We start from the raw sequence: 18,283 nt of genomic DNA, 5'->3' as shown, positions 1-18,283 counted from the left end.
GGCCGAGGTCTCCGATCACCTGCACCTTTGCGCGTGGTTTGGGGCTTCGCCCCTCGTCCCCTGCTGGCTGAGGTCACCGATCACCTGCACCTTCGCGTGCGGTTCGGGGCTTGCCCCTTGCGGGTCGGGTTTGTGATTTGCTGCACGTCGGCGTGGGATTGGGCCTTCGTCCCGCCAGCCAGGATGAGTTCTGTGCACGTCCGTGCGTGGCTTCGCCTCTTGGGCGCTCCTTGGGGGTTAGGCGGGCCAGGTTGGGGGGCGTTTCTCCAGGAAGGCCGTCATTCCCTCTTGGGCCTCTGGGGTTTGGCTGGAGGCTGCCATTACCTCTATGGCGTAGGTGTAGGCGTCTTGTTCGGGGCGGTCGAATTGGGCGTACATGGCTTGCTTGCCCAGGGCCTTGCTGGACGGGCTGCCCTGGGTGGCTCGCTGGAGCAGGTCGTGGGTCGCCTTCTCCAGGTCGTCGTCGGGGACCGCGTAGTTGATCAGGCCCCAGTCGGCGGCGGTCCGGGCGTCGAAGATCTCGCCGGTGAGCGCCATCTCCGCGGCGCGTTTGCGGCCGACGTTGCGGGCGATCGCCACCAGGGGCGTGTGGCAGAACCAGCCGCCCTTGCCGCCCGGGGCGGCGAAACCGGCGCTCTCGGCGGCCACCGCCAGGTCGCAGCTCGCCACCAGCTGGCAGCCCGCGGCGGTCGCCAGGCCGTGCACGCGGGCCACCACCACCTGCGGGATCGACTGGATCGTCCGCATCAGCTCCGCGCAGACCTGGAGCAGGTCGCGGGCGTCGGCGTGCGAGGCGCCCGCCATGTCGGCGAAGTCGTGGCCGGCCGAGAACACCGGGCCGTTCGCGGCGAGGATCACCCCGCGGGCGTCGGTGCCGCCCGCCTCGCGGAACGCCTCGGTCAGTTCGAGGAGGAAGTCGCGGGACAGCGCGTTGCGGCGGCGCGGCCGGTTCATGGTGATCGTGGTGAACGCCGCGTCGCGGTGGAGCAGGACGTCTTCGCTCATGCTCCCGACGTTACGTCAGACCCGCGTCGTACGGTGGTCGGGTCCACGGACGCGCCGAGGGGGTAATGGCCTTGAAGCTGCTCACCGCCACCAACTCCAGCCAGGGATTCCGCGCGAACGACTTCGACTGGTGCGTCGAAGGCGAACTCGTCCACATCGGGATCGTGTGCGCACGCGACCGGGACGACCCCGACGGGGGGTGCGGGTGCGGCCGCTCGTTCGCGGGCCTCAACTCCCACCGGGCGACGACGACCGCGATGGTCCGGGAGGTCCCGGGGTTCACCGACGACGACTACGTGCTGGCGATCAGGTCCAGCCTCGAACAGCAGGGCTGCGACGCCTCGTTCGCCGAGCACGAGGCGGCGCTGCTGCGGACCCTCGTGCGGGACTGGCCGGCCGGGGCGATCGTCGAGCGGCGCCTCGATGAGATCGTGGTGAGGCAGGTCCTGCAGCCCTGACCAACGGAGGTCCACGATGCTCGTCGCGTTCTCGGTCACCCCGCTCGGCGCCGGTGAGGAGGTCGGTGAGCTCGTCGCGGAGGCCGTGCGCGTAGTGCGCGAGAGCGGCCTGCCGAACCGCACCGACGCCATGTTCACCACGATCGAGGGCGAGTGGGACGAGGTGATGGCCGTGGTCAAGGCCGCCACCGACGCGGTCGCCGCGCGGGCCCCGCGGGTGAGCCTCGTCGTCAAGGCCGACCTCCGTCCCGGCGTCACCGGCGCCCTCGACGCCAAGGTCGAGTCGGTGGAGCGCCACCTCCGGTAACCGCGCACAACCGGACGACCGGAACACCGCCCGGATTCACCCCCCGGGCGGGCCCCGCTGTGCTCGCCGCACAATCCGAATGGCGTTCGATTGGACGCCCGCCACGTCTTGCCCGCGCCCCATGGACGCAGGTCGGCGCCCCGTGTTGGGGTGCCAGCCACACGAATTGTGGAGGCGTGCATGGCGAACGGGACCCTCGCGGTCCGGAATCTGTCGGTGACCTACGGCCGGGCCGTGCGGGCGTTGCACGGCGTGTCGCTGGACGTCCCGGCCGGATCGGTGACGGCGGTGCTCGGCGCCAACGGGGCGGGCAAGTCGACGCTGCTCCGGGCGATCTCGGGCACGCTTCCGTTCCACCGCGGCGCGGTGGACGCGGGCTCGGTGCGGCTCGGCGACCGCTCCCTGATCGGGCTGCACCCGGCGACCGTCGTCGCGGCCGGGGTGGTGCAGGTGCCGGAGGGGCGGCGGGTGTTCGGCCGGCTCAGCGTCGAGGAGAACCTCCGGGCGGGCGCGCTCGGCGCGCCCAGCCGGTCCGAGGCCGCCAAGGCCCATGGCCGGGTGCTGGAGCTGTTCCCGGTGCTGGCCGAGCGGGCGCGGCAGCGGGCCGGGCTGCTGTCCGGCGGCGAGCAGCAGATGCTCGCGATCGGGCGGGCGCTGATGGCGTGCCCGTCGGTCCTGCTGCTGGACGAGCCGACGCTCGGCCTCGCCCCGCTGATGGCCGAGCGGATCGCCGAGACCGTCCGCGAGATCAACCTGCAGGGCACCGCGATCCTGCTGATCGAGCAGAACGCCGCGCTGGCGCTGGAGCTGTCGTCGCACGCGCACGTCCTCGAGGTCGGGGCCGTCGCGCTGCACGGGCCCTCGTCGGAACTGGCCGGCAGCGACGAGATCCGGCGCCGGTACCTCGGGGTCGGTGAGGAGACCGACACCGAGGACGCCGGTGAGGACCCCGGGAAGTTCGTTCCGCCCACGCTCGGGAGGTGGACGGGATGAGCGAAGCGAACCGGGAGGCGCGGGGGGTCGCCCCCTCGCAGGAGACAGAGCTGAGCGAAGCGGAGCAGGGGGAGCTCGTCGTCAGCGGGCTTACCGTGCGGTTCGCCGGGCTCACCGCGCTGGACGACGTCGGCTTCACCGTGGCGCCGGGGAGTGTCCACGCGATCATCGGGCCGAACGGCGCGGGCAAGTCGACGTGCTTCAACGTCCTGTCCGGGGTGTACCGGGCCAGCGGGGGCAGCGTCCGGTTCGGCGGCGCGGAGCTGACCGCGCTGCCGCCGCACCGGATCGCCGCGCTCGGCGTCGCCCGCACGTTCCAGAACATCGCGCTGTCGCGGCACCAGACCGCCGAGGACAACCTCATGCTCGGGCGGCACCGGCTCACCCGCGCCGGGTTCGCGTCCGCGGGCCTGCGGACGCCGCGGGCGCGCCGCGAGGACGCGCGGCACCGGGCGCGGGTCCGCGAGATCGCCCGCTTCGTCGGGGTGGACGAGTACCTGGCCGTGCCCGCCGGGACGCTGCCCTACGGCGTCCAGAAGCGCCTGGAGCTGGCGCGCGCGCTGGCGATGGAGCCCCGGCTGCTGCTCCTCGACGAGCCGGTCGCGGGGATGAACGGCGGCGAGCGGCGGCGGATGGCCGAGGTCATCGCCCGCGCCCGCGCCGACCTGGGGCTGTCGATCCTGCTGGTCGAGCACGACATGGGCATGGTCATGCGGCTTGCCGACGAGGTGACCGTCCTGGACTTCGGCAGGCGCATCGCGGGCGGTGAACCCGAGCGGGTGCAGCGCGACCCGGCGGTGATCCGCGCCTATCTCGGTGCCGCCCACGAGCCGGCGGCGCCCTCCCACGGGGAAGGAAACCCTTGAGCACGTTCATCGAACTGGTGATCAACGGGGTCTCGGCGGGAGCGGTCTACGCGCTGATCGCCCTCGGCTTCGTGATCATCTTCAAGGCCACCGAGGTGGTCAACTTCGCGCACGCGTCGCTGCTGCTCGCCGGCGGCTTCGTCACGGCCGTGCTGCACGACGACATCGGCTTCCTCGCGGCGCTCGCCGCGGGCATCGCCGCCGCGGCGGTCCTCGGCGTGCTCGTCCAGGTGCTCGTGCTGCGGCACGCGCGGGTGGAGGACCAGGCGGTGCTGGCGATCGTCACGATCGGCATCGACATCGTGCTGGCGACCGAGCTGACGCGCCGGATCGGCACCCGGGTCCTCTCGCTCGGCGACCCGTGGCAGGACAAGATCGTGTACGTCGGCGGCGTCGGAATCGCCCAGACGCGGATCGCCGCGCTCGTCGTCGCGGCGGCGATCATCACGGCGTTCCTGCTGGCGTTCCGGTTCACGTCGTGGGGCGTGGCGATGCGGGCGGCCGCCGAGGACGGCGAGACCGCCTCGCTGATGGGCATCCGGCTGTCGCGGGTGTCGCTGGCCGCATGGGCGATCGCGGGCGGGCTCGCCGCGGTCGCGGCGCTGTTCCTCACGGTGTTCCCCACGCCGGGCCTCGACCGCGGCACCTCGTTCGCCGCGATGAAGGCGTTCCCCGCCGCGATCCTCGGCGGGCTCGACTCCACCACCGGGGCGCTGGTCGGCGGGCTCCTCATCGGGCTCACCGAGTCGCTCGTGACCGGCTACCAGGGCGACCTGACGTTCCTCGGCCGCGGCATCGGCGGCGTCGCCCCGTTCCTGGTGATGCTCATCGTGCTGCTCGTCCGCCCGGCCGGGCTGTTCGGGACGAGGGAGATGTCGCGTGTCTGAACGCCGGACCCTCCCCCGCATGATCGGCCCGGGGCGCTGGTGGCTCGTCCCCGCCGGCTTCGCGGTCATGCTCCTGCCGCCCTTCTACCTGGACGCGTTCTGGCTGCAGACGGGCCTGTTCGCGATGTCCGCGGCGATCGGCGCGATCGGCCTGAACCTGCTCACCGGGTCCACCGGGCAGCTGTCGATGGGCCACGCGTTCTTCCTGGCCGTCGGCGCCTACGGGTACGTGTACCTGGCGTCCTCGCCGGAGGACGGGATGTCGGGCCTCGGGCTGCCGACGCCGCTGGCGTTCCTCGGCGCGATCGTCCTCGCCGGCGTCGCGGGCGGCGCCTTCAGCCCCATCGCGGGACGGCTGCGCGGCGTCTACCTCGGCATCGCCTCCCTCGCACTGATCTTCATCGGGCAGCACGTGCTGTTCAACGCGGAGAGCGTCACCGGCGGCTTCAACGGGCGCAACGTCCCGCCGCTGGAGATCTTCGGGTTCTCCTTCGACGACTCCCCCGGCGTCGTGGTCCTCAACGTGCCGTTCGGCGCGCTGGAGCGGCTGTGGTTCCTCGCCGTCGCCCTGCTGGTCCCGGCGGCGTGGATCGCCCGCGGCATCCTGCGCGGCCGCCCGGGACGGGCCATGAACACGATCCGCGACCACGAGGTGGCCGCGGCGGTCATGGGCGTGCCGGTCGCCCGCTACCGGGCAGGGGTGTTCGTGCTGTCGTCAATGTACGCGGGGGCGGCCGGCGCGCTGCTCGCGCTGGCGTTCCGGCGGACCGTCCCCGACTACTTCGGGATGTTCCTGGCCCTGGACTACCTCGCCATGATCGTCATCGGCGGGCTCGGCAGCGTCGCCGGCGCCGTCGCGGGAGCGGTGTTCGTCTCCGTCCTGCCGCAGCTCCTCACCCGCTTCGGCGACGACCTGCCGATGGTCGCCGCACCGGGCTCGGGCGGGGTCTCCCCCGCCGAGGCCGCCCGGATCCTGTACGGCGCCGCCGTGGTCGCCGTCGTCCTCTTCCTGCCCCGCGGCCTTGCCGGGGTGTGGCCGATGCTGCGCAGCGCCGCGTCCCGCCGCCGGGCCTCCCGACACCTCACCCCACCCGAAAAAGAGGAGCAACCAGCATGAGACGAATGGCGCGTGTCACGGCGGCCGGCGCCCTGGCGCTGACCCTGCCGCTGGCCATGGCGGCCTGCAGCGACAAGGCGACCGGCGGCTCGGGAGCGACCGGCGCCGGCGGCGTCAAGCAGGGCACCGGGGTCACCGACGACAAGATCAGCATCGGTGTCCAGACCGACATGACCGGGGTGTACGCACCGCTCGGCAAGAGCCTCACCCAGGCGCAGAAGATGTACGTCGACCAGGTGAACGCCGAGGGCGGCATCTGCGGCCGGACGGTGGAGCTGGTCGTCCGCGACCACGGGTACGACGTGCAGAAGGCCGTGGCGAGCTACGGCGAGCTGGAGTCCAGCGTCATCGGCCTCGCGCAGTTCGTCGGGTCGCCGATGGTGACGGCGCTCGGCGAGCGCATCACCTCCGACAAGATGTTCGTCATCCCCAACGCGTGGGCGACGACGCTGCTCGGCAACGAGTACATCCAGGTCACCGGCACCACCTACGACATCGACATGATCAACGCCCTGGACTTCCTGACCGAGGAGAAGGGCGTCAAGAAGGGCGACAAGGTCGGCCACGTCTACTTCGAGGGCGACTACGGAGAGAGCGCCCTCGCCGGGTCCAAGCACGCGGCGAAGGAGCTCGGCCTGACGATCGTCGAGCAGAAGATCAAGGCGACCGACAACGACATGAGCGCGCAGGTCTCCGCGCTGCAGAGCGCCGGGGTGTCGGCGATCCTGATGAGCGCCGGGCCGATGCAGTCGGCGTCGCTCGCGGGCGTCGCGCGCTCCAAGGGCGTGACCGCGCCGATCGTGGCGAGCAACTCCGGGTTCTCCCCGCAGCTGCTGAAGACCCCGGCGGCGCCCGCGCTGCTCAAGGGCTTCTACCTCGCCAGCGCCGGCGCGCCGATCTCGTCCGACCTGGAGAAGATCAAGCAGCTGGCCGCCGACTACGGGAAGAAGTACCCGGGGCAGCCGCTGGACAACGCGGTCGTCAACGGCTACACCAGTGCGGTCATCTTCGGTGACGCGCTCACGAAGGCGTGCCAGGCCAAGGACCTCACCCGGGAGGGCCTGATCAAGGCGCACCGGTCCACCACGGCCTACGACGACGGGTACGGCACCCCGATGGACTTCTCGAAGGTGAACGAGCCGGGCACCCGCAAGACCTACATCCTGCGGGCGGACGCCAAGGCGACCGGCGGCCTGGTCGTCGAGCGGGACGCCACCGCCTCCAAGATCGCCGAGGCGTACGAGGTCCCGGCGGGCAAGTAGACCGGCGGCGGGGGCCGGGGTCGTGTGCGCCCGGCCCTCGCCGTTTCCACCCCCCGCCCGCGCCGGCTCCCGCCCGGCCGCGCCGCCGGGTCAGCGCAGGGCGGGGGCCCGGGTGCGGGCGGCCGGGACGACCAGCGGCGTCCCGGTCTCCGGGCATTCGATCACCCGGCACGGCAGCCGGAAGACCTCCTCGACCAGCTCCGCCGTGACCACCGTGGACGGGTCGCCCTCCGCCACGATCCGGCCGTCCCGCATGGCGAGCAAATGGGTCGCGTACCGGGCGGCGTGGTTGAGGTCGTGCAGTACGGCGACGACCGTCCGGCCCTCCTCGTGCAGCCGGGCGCACAGGTCGAGGACCTCGATCTGGTGGGCTATGTCGAGGTAGGTCGTCGGCTCGTCCAGCAGCAGCAGCTGGGTCTGCTGGGCCAGCGCCATCGCGATCCACACGCGCTGCCGCTGCCCGCCCGACAGCTCGTCCACGTACCGGTCGGCGAGGTCGGCGACCCCGGTCGCGGCCAGCGACTCGGCGACGACCCGCTCGTCCTCCCGCGACCACTGCCGCAGCAGGCTCTGGTGCGGGTACCGGCCGCGCGAGACCAGGTCGGCGACCGTGATGCCGTCGGGCGCGATCGAGGACTGCGGCAGCAGCCCCAGGGTCCGGGCCAGCTTCTTGGCGGGCCAGCCCGCGATCGGCTCCCCGTCCAGCACGACGGTGCCGGCGGACGGCTTGAGGATCCGGGCCAGCGCCCGCAGCAGCGTCGACTTGCCGCACGCGTTCGGGCCCACGATCACCGTGAAGGAGCCGTCCGGGACGCCGACGTCCAGGCCCTCGGCGACGGTCCGCCCGTCATAGCCGAGCGTGAGCCCCTCTCCGCTGAGCCGCGGCTTGCTGTCAGTCATCAGATCCGTCCCGTCTTGCGTTCGGTCACGAGGAGCCAGACCAGGTATCCGCCGCCGAGGAGCCCGGTCACCACGCCGACCGGGAGCTGGTGCCCGGGGAAGGCGCGCTGCGCGGTCCAGTCGGCGGCCACCAGCAGCGCCGCGCCCATGCACATCGCGGGCAGCAGGTTGGGGCCGGTGGTGCGGGTCAGCCGGCGGGCGAGCTGCGGCGCGGTCAGCGCGACGAACGACACCGGCCCGGCCGCGGCCGCGGCGAACGAGGTGAGCAGCACCGCCGCGGTCAGCATCAGCAGCCGCACCCGCTCGATGGGGACGCCGAGCCCGTGCGCGGCGTCGTCGCCCATCTCCAGCATCCGCAGCGCGCGGCCGCAGCCGACGAGGACGAGCGGGCCGAGGACGGCGAGCCCGGCGAGGACCGGCGCGGCGTCCGCCCAGTCGCGGCCGTCGAGGCTGCCGGTCAGCCACAGGACGGCGCGGGCGGCGTCGACGATGTTGGCCTGGGTGAGCAGGTAGCCGTTCACGCCGGTGAGGATGGCGGCGATCCCGATGCCGACGAGGATGAGCCGCTGGCCGTGCACGCCCCGCCGGCCCGCCACCGCGTACACGAGCAGCCCGGTCGCCAGCCCGCCGGCCGCGGCGCCCCCCGCGACGGCGACGCTGCCGCCGCCGGTCAGCACGATCACGGCGAGGACGCCGCTCGACGCGCCCTGGGTGAAGCCGAGGATGTCGGGGCTGCCGAGGGGGTTGCGCACCAGCGACTGGAAGATCGCCCCGGCCAGGCCGAGCGCCGCGCCGACCGCGAGCCCGGCCACCGTGCGCGGCAGCCTGATCTGGTTCACGATGAGCGTGTCGGCGGGCGCGCCCTGCCCGGCGAGGGTCCGCACGACGTCGGCGGGGCTCATCGGGAAGTCGCCCGTGCCGATCAGGAGCACCCCCATGCCGAGCGCCACGGCCAGGCACGCGGCGGCGACGGCGACGGCGCGCGGGCGGAAGCGGAGCGAGAGCCCGGCGGGCGCCCGCACGACGGCGAAGTGCGGGCCGCGGCTCCGGAGACGCCCCCTCCCGGTTCCGATCATGAGGCGAGCCCCCTGCGGCGTGGGCGGCGGACGAAGTAGAGGAACACCGGCCCGCCCGCCACGACCATCACGATCCCGACCTGGAGCTCGGCGGGGCGCACGACGACGCGCCCGATGACGTCGGCCGCCAGCATCAGCGCCGGCGACAGGACCGCGCAGTACGGGAACAGCCACCGCAGGTCCGACCCGGTCAGCGCGCGGACGAGGTGCGGCACCATCAGCCCGACGAAGATGATCGGCCCGCACGCCGCGGTCGCCGCCCCGCACAGCAGCGTGACCGTGAGGATCGCGGCGACGCGCGCCCGCCCGGGGTCGGCGCCGAGCGCGCGGGCGGCGTCCTCGCCCATCGCCATCGCGTTCAGCGGGCGGGCCAGCAGCAGCGCCACCACCAGCCCGGCGGCGACGAACGGGGCGACGCGCACGATCGTGTCGTACTGCGCGGAGGCGAGCGAGCCGACCGTCCAGAAGCGCATCCGGTCGAGGGACGCGGTGTCGAGCAGCTGCACCGCGTTCACGTACGAGTACAGCGCGGCGTTCAGCGCGGCCCCGGCGAGGACCAGCCGGGCGGGCGTGGCGGCGCGCCCGCCGCCGACCGCGTAGAGCAGCACGGCGACGGCTCCCGCGCCGGCGAACGCGAACCACACGAACCCGGTGAACGAGGTGATGCCGAGGAAGGAGATCGCCGAGACGACGGCGGCCGCGGCGCCGGCGTTGATGCCGAGCAGCCCCGGGTCGGCGAGCGGGTTGCGGGTGAGCGCCTGCATCACCGCGCCGGCGAGGCCGAGCGCCAGGCCCGCGAGGAGGCCGAGCACGGTCCGCGGCAGGCGCATGTCGTGGACGATCGAGTACGCGGGCGACCCGGCGTGGAACAGGCCGTCCCACGCCTCGCCGGGCGACAGCGGCTTCGCGCCGACCGCGAGGCTGAGCAGCACCGCCGCGAACAGGAACAGCAGCGCGCCGGCGAGCCCGGCCGCCCGCCTGCCGCCCGGCGAGCGCGCGGCGGGCGCGCTGCCGGACACGCTGCCGGACGCCGTGACCGGCGGGGACTTGGTCGACAACACCTGGCGGGGCTCCGGGGGGACGGGCCGGGGGACCGGGTGATCGATCCCACCTTGTGGACAGCTACTTAGGTTAGGTTAACCTAAGCGCTGACCAAAAGCCCGCAATAGGGGCCAGAGTACGCGAATATTGGAGAACGCCCGAAAATGTCGAACACCGGCGCCCTGCACCGCACGTCCGCAGCCCTCACCCGGCGGGGCTTCCTCGGCGCGGGCGGCGCCGTCGCCCTCGGCGCGCTGATCAGCGCGTGCGGCGGGGACGGCGGCGGCACGGCCGCCTCCTCCGGCGGCGGCGCGTGGTCGTTCACCGACGACCGCGGCGAGAAGATCGACCTGAAGGCGCGGCCCCAGCGCGTCGTCGGCTACGTCGCGGCCGCCGCGGCGCTGTACGACTTCGGCGTCGACCAGCAGCTCGTGGGGGTGTTCGGCCCGACGAAGCTCAAGGACGGCAGCCCCGACCCGCAGGCCGGGGAGCTGCCCGTCGACCGGCTGGAGATCATCGGCAACGCCTTCGGCGAGTTCAACATCGAGAAGTACGCCGCGCTGCGTCCCGAGCTGCTGGTCAGCAACATGTTCCTGGAGGACGAGCTGTTCTACGTCCCGCCGGAGAGCAAGGACAAGATCTACGCGCTGGCGCCCAGCGCCGCGATCGCCGCCGGCGCGGTGCCGCTGCCGAAGCCGATCGAGCGGACGGCCGCGCTGGCCGCCGCGCTCGGCGCGGACGTCAAGGCCGCGAAGGTCACCGCCGCCAAGGAGCGGTTCGAGAAGGCGGCCGAGGAGGTGCGCGCGGCGGCCGAGGCCGGCGGCGGGCTGAAGGTGCTGGCCGCGTCCGCGAGCCCCGACCTGTTCTACGCCTCCAGCCCGGACAAGAACACCGACCTGATCTACCTCAAGGAGCTCGGCGTCGACCTCGTCGTCCCGGACAAGCTCGACCAGAACGGCTACTTCGAGAACCTCAGCTGGGAGAACGCCGGCAAGTACAAGGCCGACGTCATCCTGCTCGACTCCCGCACCCAGGCGCTCCAGCCGAAGGACCTCGGCGACAAGCCCACCTGGAAGGACCTGCCCGCGGTGAAGGCGGGCCAGGTCGTCCCGTGGCAGCCCGAGCCCCGCTTCTCCTACGCGGGCTGCGCACCGATCCTCGAAGCCTTCGCCGAGGCCCTGCGCTCCGCGAAGAAGACCGGCTGAAAGGCGGCCTCATGCCGGAAACGACCACGAAGACGCACAGGCGGCCCGCTCCCGCGAGGCCCGCGCACCCCTTCGCCTTCTTCGAGCTGCACGTCCTGCGGTCCCAGCGGCTCGGCCCGAGCATGGTCCGGATCACACTCGGCGGGGCGGCCCTGGACGGCTCCGCCGAGCCGGGGTTCGCCACGGGCGGGCGCGACCAGCGCTTCAAGATCTTCTTCCCGCACCCGCACCAGGACGTCCCGGTCATGCCGGACAACAGCGCAGGCGACACGTGGTTCGCCGACTGGCGCGCCCTGGACCCGGCCGAACGCGGCATCATGCGCTCCTACACCGTCCGCGACCTGCGGCCGGGCGAGCTGGACGTCGACTTCGCCCTGCACGAGGAGGACGGCTCGTCCGGCCCGGCGGCCCGCTGGGCGGCGAACGCCCGTCCGGGCGACCGCCTCACCGTCCTCGGCCCGACCGGCCCCGACAACGGCGGCTTCGACTTCCGCCCGCCGCCCGGCGCCCCGGTGCTGATGGCGGGCGACCTGACCGCGCTGCCCGCCATCGCCGGGAACCTCGCCTGGCTCCCCGCCGGCACGTCCGCCCAGGTCTGGATCGAGGTCCCGGACCCCGGCGACCGGCAGGACCTCCCCACCGCCGCCGACGCGGACGTCACGTGGGTCTCCCCCGGCGGCCTGCTCGACGCCGTGCGCGCCACCGGACTCCCGGACGGCGCCTACGCCTGGATCGCGGGCGAGTCCTCCGCCGTCAAGGCGCTGCGGCGGCACCTCGTCCAGGAGCGCGGCCTGGACCGGCGGTCCGTCACCTTCACGGGCTACTGGCGGCGCGGGGCCAGTGAGGAGGATCTGCTGGCCGAGGTGGTCGCGGGCAAGAGCCCCGCCACCGAGGAGTGATCGCTACTCCGGGCGGTGCTCCCCGCTCCGGTTCGCGAACCAGGGGCCGTCCTCCCCTTCCCGGCGGCTCTCGTCGACGGTCAGGGTGGCGCGGTCGATGACGCCGGCGCGGTAGGCGGCGCCGCCGACCGTCTGGGCGGTGACCGGTGCGGTGAGCAGCTGGAAGAAGCCGACCAGGAGCAGCGGGGCGGCGGCGGAGACCGAACCGGCCTGCGGCGCGACCCCGCCGAGGATGAGCAGCAGCCCGATCGTCTGCGGCTTCGTCGCGGCGTGCAGCCGGGTGTGCAGGTCGGGGAAGCGCAGCGCGCCCAGGGCGCCGAGGGCGGAGAACGCGGCGCCCACCGGCAGCAGGACGGCGGTGATGACGTCGCCGATGCTCATATGCGCCCCTTTCTGGCTCCCGCCAGGCGCGCCGCGCTGACCGAGCCGACGAAGCCCAGCATCGCCACGACCAGCAGGAGCGGGGCGTACGCGGGCTCGCCCCAGAAGGCCGAATGCACCGCGATGCCGCTGACCAGCAGGACCGCCATGACGTCGAGCGACATGATGCGGTCGAAGCTGGAGGGGCCGCGGACCAGCCGCGCGGTCGTCATCAGGAACGCGGCGCCCAGCAGCGCCATGGTCACGATGTAGACGGTGTTCATCGGTCGTCCTCCTCGGGAGGGGCGTCTTCCCAGGTCACGAACGCGCGCATCAGCCTCTCCTCCGTCGTCGCCACGCCCGCCCGCCTGGACTCGGCCTCCGCCCGGCTGCGGACCGGCATGGCGTGGATGCGCAGGACGGTCCGGTCCGGGTCCAGGTCGATGAGGATCGTCCCGGGACGGAGGGAGATGCTCGTCGTGACCCCCAGCAGGATGAGCTCCGAGCGGGACCGCATGTCCACGTCGATGATGCCGCTGCGCACCTGTCTCGGCCGGTACAGCGCGTGCCAGCCGATGACCACGCTGGACACCAGCAGGTCCCAGACGAACTCGGCGATGACCGCGACGACGCGCAGCGGGCGTATCCGGCGGACCAGCGGGACGGCGGGCAGCCGGCTCGCCGTGTACGCGCCCGCGACGACGGCGGCGCCGCCGGCGACGGTGAGGGCGTCGATCCGTCCCCACAGCAGCAGCCAGATGCCGAGCAGCCACCCGCCCATGAGCAGGCGGGAGGCGGCGCGGCGGGCGTTGCGGTTCACGGCGCCCCTCCCTGCGTCACGGCGTTCCGGTACGCCGTCGGGTCCAGCAGGTCGGCGGCGGCCATGCTGCTCCAGGACGACAGCGGCCCGGCGAACACGGCGATGAGCAGGCCGCCGACGACGAGGACGGCCGTCACCGTCCCCATGAGCCGCGTGCTCGCCCGGGTGTAGGAGGCGGCCGCGGGCGGTTCGCCGGCCTCCTCCGGCCGGGGGCGCCAGAACCCGAGCGTCCAGATCCGGGACATCGCCATCAGGGTGAGCAGGCTGGCCAGCACCGCGACGCCGGTGACGACGAAGGCGATCACCCGGTCCTCGCCGAGGCCCGCCTGGAACAGCGCGAGCTTGGCGATGAACCCCGAGGACGGCGGCATCCCGCTCACGCTCATGGCGGGGATGAAGAACAGCACCGCGATGAACGACGACATCTGCGCCAGGCCGCCGAGGCGGCGCAGCGACGTCTCTCCCGTGCGCCCCTGCATCAGGTCGCTGACCAGGAACAGCGCGGCCTGCACCACGATGTGGTGGACGAGGTAGAGGATCGCGCCGGTGAGGCCGGCGATGCTGAACAGCCCCAGCCCGAACAGCATGTAGCCGATGTGGCCCACCAGGATGAAGGAGAACACCCGGTGGATGTCGTCGTGGGTCAGCGCGCCGAGGGTGCCGACGAGCATCGTCGCGGCGGCGAGCACGAGCATGATCCACGACACCTGCTCCTGGGGGAAGACGAGCGTCTCCACCCGGATGAGCGCGTAGATGGCGGCCTTCGTCAGCAGCGCGGCGAACACGGCCGTGACCCTGGTGAGGGCGGCCGGGTAGCTGTCGGGCAGCCACAGGTGCATGGGGGCGATCGCCCCCTTGATCCCGAACACCACGAGGAACAGCAGCCCGAGCGCCGTCCGGGTGCCCTCGGGCAGGTTCGCGACGTGCTCGGACAGGTCGGCGAGGTTCACCGTGCCCGCCGCGGCGTAGGTCAGGCCGATCGAGGCGAGGAACAGGATCGAGGACATGAGGCTGACCACGGTGTAGGTCATGCCGGCCTGGATCCGTTCCGCCGTCGGCGTGAGCGTCATCAGCACGTAGCTCGACGCCAGCATGATCTCGAACGCGACGAAGAGGTTGAACAGGTCGCCGGCGAGGAAGATCAGGGCGACCCCGGCGGTCAGCGTCAGGTACGCGGGATAGAAAACGCCCGGCTCGGTCTCGCTGGTGCCGCCGGCGCCCTCCGCCACGGCGTGCAGCATGATCGCAAGAAGGACGCCGATGGACACCACGAGCAGCAGCGCCGACAGCCGGTCCGCGACGAGCGTGATGCCGAGCGGCGCGGCCCAGCCGCCCATCTGGACGGCGATCACGCCGTCCCGGGACACGGCCGCCATCAGCCCGCAGGCGGCGGCGAGCGACGCCGCGACGGCCAGCGGGGCGAGCACGCGCAGCCAGGCCGCCCGGCGGCGGCTGATCATCGTGAGCGCGGCCCCCAGGAGCAGCAGGACGAACGGCAGCGGGACGAGGACGTTCATGCACCGCTCCCCTTCGCGCCATCGCCGTGCCCGGTGTCCCCCGGCCCGGTGGTCTTCTGCTGAGTGCGCCCGGGCTCCGCGCTCTCCTGGTCGGTGTTCTCCTCCAGCGGATCGGCCTCGGCGTCGCCGCCGGCCCAGGGCTCCTGGCGGCGCTGCCCCGTGTGGACCCTGCGGTCCTCGACGTCGTCGCGCACCTCGTCCTCGCCGAGCAGGATCCGGCTGCGGAACGCCAGCGCCAGCAGGAACGCGGTCACGCCGAACGTGATCACGATCGCGGTGAGCACCATGGCCTGCGGCAGCGGGTCGGCCATCGACCGCTCCGTCTTCCCGCCGAGCAGCGGCGGCGACCCGGCGGCCCCGCCGGCCAGCAGCAGCAGGACGTTGGCGCCGTGCCCGAGCAGCATGAAGCCGATCACGATCCGGATCAGCGACCGCTCCATGAGCAGGTTGAAGCCGGCCGCGAACAGCACGGCGACGGCCAGGACGAGGACGAGGGCGGGACCCGTCATGGTCGTGCTCCTTCCGAGGCGCCGCCGTCCGCCGGATCGCCCGCACCCGTCTCGCTCTCTTCCGGGACGTCCTCTTCGAACGCGTTCTCGTCGAGGCTCGCGCCGAGCGTCGTGAGGATCGTCAGCACCAGCCCGAGCACCAGCAGGTACACGCCGACGTCGAAGAACAGGCTGGTGGAGAGCTTGATCTCCCCGAGGACCGGCACCGTGTACAGCAGGACCTCGCTGGCCAGGAAGTCGCCGTCCGGGAACCCGCCGAACCCCCATCCGGCGGCGCCCGTGGCGACGGCCAGCCCGAGCCCGCCGCCGAGCAGCACACCGGGCCGCACCGGCATCGCGGCCGCCAGTTCGCGCCGGCCGCCCGGCAGGTAGCGCAGGACGTACGCCATGGCCGCCACGAGCCCGGCCACGAACCCGCCGCCCGGCCGGTTGTGCCCCGCGATCAGCAGGTACACGGAGAAGACGAGGATCGCCGGGCTGAGCAGCCGCGCCGTCGCCGCCGCTGGCACCATCGGCGTGACGCCGAGCGCCGGGCGGCCGGGGCTGGCGAGCCAGCTCCGCCGCCCGCGGTCGTCCCCTTCCGGTTCGACGGCGCGGGGCTTCCCGTCCGGCGCCCGCGGGACGCGGCGTCCGCTGAGCACCAGCCCGATGACGCCCATGGACGCCACGGCCACCACGGTGATCTCGCCGAGGGTGTCCAGCGCCCGGGCCTCGACGAGGATCATGTTGACGATGTTGTCGGCGCCCTCCTCCGCGGCGAGCTCGGCGTATCCGGGCCCGGTGGGCTGATCGGTGCGGCTCAGCGCCGCCACCATCAGGAAGGTCGCGATGAACCCGCCGAGGCCCACGCTGATCACACCGGTCGCGATCTTGGCGGAGCGCTTGCGCCGGCGCGGCGGGAACCGGTCCGGGAGGCGCCGCAGCACCAGCACGAGGGTGATCAGCAGGAGCGTCTCCACGACGAGGTGGGTGAGCGCGAGGTCCGGGGCGCCCTGCGCGACGAAGAGCCCGCCGATCGCGTAACCGACCCCGCCCATCAGCAGCGCCGCCGACAGCCTGCGGCGGGTCAGCAGCGCGGCGACGCCGCAGACGATCACGACCACGCCCAGGACGGACTGCACGGGGTCGTCCCAGCCGTGCAGGACGTACCCCGCGACGTCGGGGCTGCCGTCCCCCGCCATCGCGACGACGAGTGCGGTGCCCGGCACCACCAGCACGGTCGCGCCGATCACTCCGAGGTACACGGGCAGCGACCCGACCTGCGTCCACTTCGTGACCGCGTGCGCCCACACGAGGATCCCGCGGGCCGTCCTGTTGTAGCCGCGCTGGCCGTTCGGGACCGGCCACCGCACCGGCCTGGCCGGGTACCTCCGGCCGGCGACGAGGAAGAGCACGACACCGGCTGCGATGGCGAGCGCGGACAGCGCCAGGGGCAGCTTGAGCCCGTGCCAGAGCGCGAGCTTGTAGCCGTCATCCGCACCAAGGGTGTCCGCGTACGGCGCGAACATCTTCTGCAGCGGCCCGTAGAGGAAGCCCAGGACGAACCCCGCCCCGGCGGGCACCGCCAGCGGCACGGCCATCCCCCACGGGTCCGCGATCCGCACGGGGCCCTCGCCGCCGCGGAAGGCGCCGTGCATGAACCGCACACCGTAGGCCGTGGTCAGCACCGAGCCCGCGACGATGCCGGCGAGCACCACGGCGTCCCACCCGCCGTGGGCGAACGCCTCGAAGGCGGCCTCCTTGGCCAGGAACCCGAGCAGGGGCGGCAGCCCGATCATGGACGCGACCGCCACCGCGGCGGCGACCGCCGTCACGGGCAGCCGCCGCCCCATCCCGGACAGCTCGCCCGCCCGGCGCGTCCCCGCCTCGTGCTCCACTACCCCGGCCGCCAGGAACAGCGGCGCCTTGAACAGGCCGTGCGCCAGCAGCAGCGCGGCCCCCGCCAGGGCGGCGGTCCGCGTTCCGTGCCCGAACAGGACCATCAGGAACCCGAGCTGGCTGATGGTCCCGTAGGCGAGCAGCGCTTTCAGGTCGTCCTGCCGGAGCGCGATGACACCGCCGACGAGCAGGCTCACCAGGCCCACGCACACGACCGCCGGGCGCCACAGCCCTGTGTCGGCGAACGCGGGCGAGAACCGCGCCACGAGGTAGACGCCGGCCTTCACCATGGCGGCGGCGTGCAGGTAGGCGCTCACCGGGGAGGGCGCGACCATGGCCGCGGGAAGCCAGGCGTGCAGCGGCACCTGGCCGGACTTGGCGAACGCGCCGAGCAGCACCAGCACCAGGCCCGCCTCGGCCGCCGCGCCGCCCGGCGGGTCGGCGAGCAGCGCCGAGATCTGGTAGGTCCCGGCGGTCTGCCCGAGCAGCACGAACCCGGCGAGCATGAGCAGCCCGAACGCGGTGGTCGTCAGCAGCGCCTGCGTGGCGGCGCGCCGGTCCTCGGCCCGCTCGGGGCGTGTCGTGCCGATCAGGATGAAGGAGCTGAGCGTGGTCAGCTCCCAGAACACGTAGAGGACGAGCAGGTTGTCGGCGAGCACGAGCCCGGTCATCGCCCCCGCGAACGCCACGAGCGTCCCGGTCATCAGGGCTTCGGAGCGTTCGAGGTACCAGCCCGCGTAGCAGAGCGCGACGGCGCCCACGCCGCCGATCAGCAGGAGCATGACGATGGAGAGGGCGTCGAGCCGGAAGTCGATGGAGAGCCCGAGGTCGGCGGCCCACGAGACCTGCTCGGTGAGCACGCCCCCACCCGCGTGGGCCACGGCCCAGATGGCCGTGACGGCCGGCAGCACCGCCGCCGCGCAAGCCATGACGCGCCGGTGCCGCCCCAGGGCCCACGGCAAGAGAACGGCGACGACGGCATAGGCCAGCACCAACGTCACCATGCCGCCCGCGACCCCTCCCAAGGCAAAATTCACCGAACGCACAGCTCATCTACCCGGTCAGCGCCCGCGAAACGATTCTCAAACCACCCACAAGGTGGCAAAGATCACGAAAAACCCCGAAACCAGAACAACCCCACCCACAGAGACAAAAAAGGCCCCCGGCAGGGGGCGGGCGGGGG

The 18,283-nt window shown here is 73.1% G+C and carries 19 protein-coding genes; 9 read left to right on the top strand and 10 right to left on the bottom strand.

Annotated features, from left to right (window positions below; all coding sequences use genetic code 11):
- Positions 1-237: 237 nt before the first annotated feature.
- Positions 238-1,005 (bottom strand): enoyl-CoA hydratase-related protein, encoded by a 768-nt coding sequence (locus E1266_RS24820; RefSeq protein ID WP_132050872.1) that lies wholly within the window; start codon positions 1,003-1,005, stop codon positions 238-240.
- Between the two features lie 71 nt (positions 1,006-1,076).
- Here E1266_RS24820 and E1266_RS24815 point away from each other — a divergent pair, with 71 nt between their 5' ends.
- The 7 genes from E1266_RS24815 to E1266_RS24785 all read left to right on the top strand — a co-directional run bounded on the left by E1266_RS24815 (position 1,077) and on the right by E1266_RS24785 (position 6,895).
- On the top strand, positions 1,077-1,463 hold the full coding sequence (locus E1266_RS24815; RefSeq protein WP_207945893.1) for a hypothetical protein: 387 nt from the start codon (positions 1,077-1,079) through the stop codon (positions 1,461-1,463).
- A gap of 16 nt (positions 1,464-1,479) precedes the next feature.
- Positions 1,480-1,770, top strand: a complete 291-nt coding sequence (locus E1266_RS24810; protein WP_131953285.1) for an MTH1187 family thiamine-binding protein — start codon at positions 1,480-1,482, stop codon at positions 1,768-1,770.
- A 180-nt stretch (positions 1,771-1,950) separates the two neighbouring features.
- Positions 1,951-2,763, top strand: a complete 813-nt coding sequence (locus E1266_RS24805; protein WP_132050868.1) for an ABC transporter ATP-binding protein — start codon at positions 1,951-1,953, stop codon at positions 2,761-2,763.
- Positions 2,760-3,629 carry an ABC transporter ATP-binding protein gene (locus tag E1266_RS24800; protein ID WP_132050866.1) on the top strand — a complete coding sequence of 290 codons (870 nt, stop codon included), beginning with the start codon at positions 2,760-2,762 and terminating at the stop codon, positions 3,627-3,629. The genes E1266_RS24805 and E1266_RS24800 overlap by 4 nt, the downstream gene beginning before the upstream one ends.
- Positions 3,626-4,516, top strand: coding sequence for a branched-chain amino acid ABC transporter permease (locus E1266_RS24795; protein ID WP_132050864.1), 891 nt, complete (start codon positions 3,626-3,628; stop codon positions 4,514-4,516). Before E1266_RS24800 ends, E1266_RS24795 begins: the two co-directional genes overlap by 4 nt.
- A 19-nt stretch (positions 4,517-4,535) precedes the next feature.
- Complete coding sequence (locus E1266_RS24790) at positions 4,536-5,633, top strand: branched-chain amino acid ABC transporter permease (RefSeq protein ID WP_132050876.1); 1,098 nt, start codon at positions 4,536-4,538, stop codon at positions 5,631-5,633.
- 5 nt (positions 5,634-5,638) lie between these two features.
- Positions 5,639-6,895, top strand: a complete 1,257-nt coding sequence (locus tag E1266_RS24785) for an ABC transporter substrate-binding protein (protein ID WP_132050862.1) — start codon at positions 5,639-5,641, stop codon at positions 6,893-6,895.
- Between the two features lie 90 nt (positions 6,896-6,985).
- On the opposite strand, the gene E1266_RS24780 is transcribed toward E1266_RS24785, so the two are convergent.
- Genes E1266_RS24780 through E1266_RS24770 form a run of 3 tightly spaced genes read right to left on the bottom strand, consistent with a single transcriptional unit; the run spans position 6,986 to position 9,932 of the window.
- A complete protein-coding gene (locus E1266_RS24780) occupies positions 6,986-7,795 on the bottom strand; it encodes an ABC transporter ATP-binding protein (protein ID WP_132050860.1) in 810 nt (269 codons plus the stop codon).
- A complete protein-coding gene (locus E1266_RS24775) occupies positions 7,795-8,871 on the bottom strand; it encodes an iron chelate uptake ABC transporter family permease subunit (protein ID WP_132050858.1) in 1,077 nt (358 codons plus the stop codon). Before E1266_RS24775 ends, E1266_RS24780 begins: the two co-directional genes overlap by 1 nt.
- Positions 8,868-9,932: an iron chelate uptake ABC transporter family permease subunit gene (locus E1266_RS24770; protein ID WP_243718827.1), complete on the bottom strand. Its 1,065-nt coding sequence runs from the start codon at positions 9,930-9,932 to the stop codon at positions 8,868-8,870. The genes E1266_RS24775 and E1266_RS24770 overlap by 4 nt, the downstream gene beginning before the upstream one ends.
- 144 nt (positions 9,933-10,076) lie before the next feature.
- Between E1266_RS24770 and E1266_RS24765 the strand changes: the two genes are divergently transcribed.
- Both E1266_RS24765 and E1266_RS24760 read left to right on the top strand, forming a co-directional pair.
- Positions 10,077-11,117, top strand: coding sequence for an ABC transporter substrate-binding protein (locus E1266_RS24765; RefSeq protein ID WP_132050856.1), 1,041 nt, complete (start codon positions 10,077-10,079; stop codon positions 11,115-11,117).
- Positions 11,118-11,128: 11 nt separating this feature from the next.
- Entirely contained in the window at positions 11,129-12,016 is an 888-nt protein-coding gene (locus E1266_RS24760; protein WP_132050854.1) for a siderophore-interacting protein, read from the top strand.
- Between the two features lie 3 nt (positions 12,017-12,019).
- Here E1266_RS24760 and mnhG read toward each other — a convergent pair whose 3' ends face one another.
- The 6 genes from mnhG to mbhE are packed head-to-tail and all read right to left on the bottom strand — an operon-like array spanning position 12,020 to position 18,104.
- A complete protein-coding gene (gene mnhG / locus E1266_RS24755; protein ID WP_132050852.1) occupies positions 12,020-12,397 on the bottom strand; it encodes a monovalent cation/H(+) antiporter subunit G in 378 nt (125 codons plus the stop codon).
- On the bottom strand, positions 12,394-12,660 hold the full coding sequence (locus E1266_RS24750; protein WP_132050850.1) for a monovalent cation/H+ antiporter complex subunit F: 267 nt from the start codon (positions 12,658-12,660) through the stop codon (positions 12,394-12,396). Before E1266_RS24750 ends, mnhG begins: the two co-directional genes overlap by 4 nt.
- Positions 12,657-13,196, bottom strand: coding sequence for a Na+/H+ antiporter subunit E (locus tag E1266_RS24745; protein ID WP_132050848.1), 540 nt, complete (start codon positions 13,194-13,196; stop codon positions 12,657-12,659). The genes E1266_RS24750 and E1266_RS24745 overlap by 4 nt, the downstream gene beginning before the upstream one ends.
- Positions 13,193-14,713 (bottom strand): Na+/H+ antiporter subunit D, encoded by a 1,521-nt coding sequence (locus E1266_RS24740; RefSeq protein ID WP_132050846.1) that lies wholly within the window; start codon positions 14,711-14,713, stop codon positions 13,193-13,195. Before E1266_RS24740 ends, E1266_RS24745 begins: the two co-directional genes overlap by 4 nt.
- Positions 14,710-15,222: a Na(+)/H(+) antiporter subunit C gene (locus E1266_RS24735; RefSeq protein ID WP_132050844.1), complete on the bottom strand. Its 513-nt coding sequence runs from the start codon at positions 15,220-15,222 to the stop codon at positions 14,710-14,712. The genes E1266_RS24740 and E1266_RS24735 overlap by 4 nt, the downstream gene beginning before the upstream one ends.
- The gene (mbhE, locus tag E1266_RS24730) at positions 15,219-18,104 is read right to left on the bottom strand and encodes a hydrogen gas-evolving membrane-bound hydrogenase subunit E (RefSeq protein ID WP_132050842.1); all 2,886 of its coding nucleotides are present in this window, start codon (positions 18,102-18,104) and stop codon (positions 15,219-15,221) included. Before mbhE ends, E1266_RS24735 begins: the two co-directional genes overlap by 4 nt.
- Between the last annotated feature and the right edge of the window lie 179 nt (positions 18,105-18,283).

Source organism: Actinomadura sp. 7K534 (genome assembly GCF_004348575.1).
GTDB lineage: Bacteria > Actinomycetota > Actinomycetes > Streptosporangiales > Streptosporangiaceae > Spirillospora > Spirillospora livida.
This window is presented reverse-complemented; position numbering and strand designations above follow the sequence as displayed.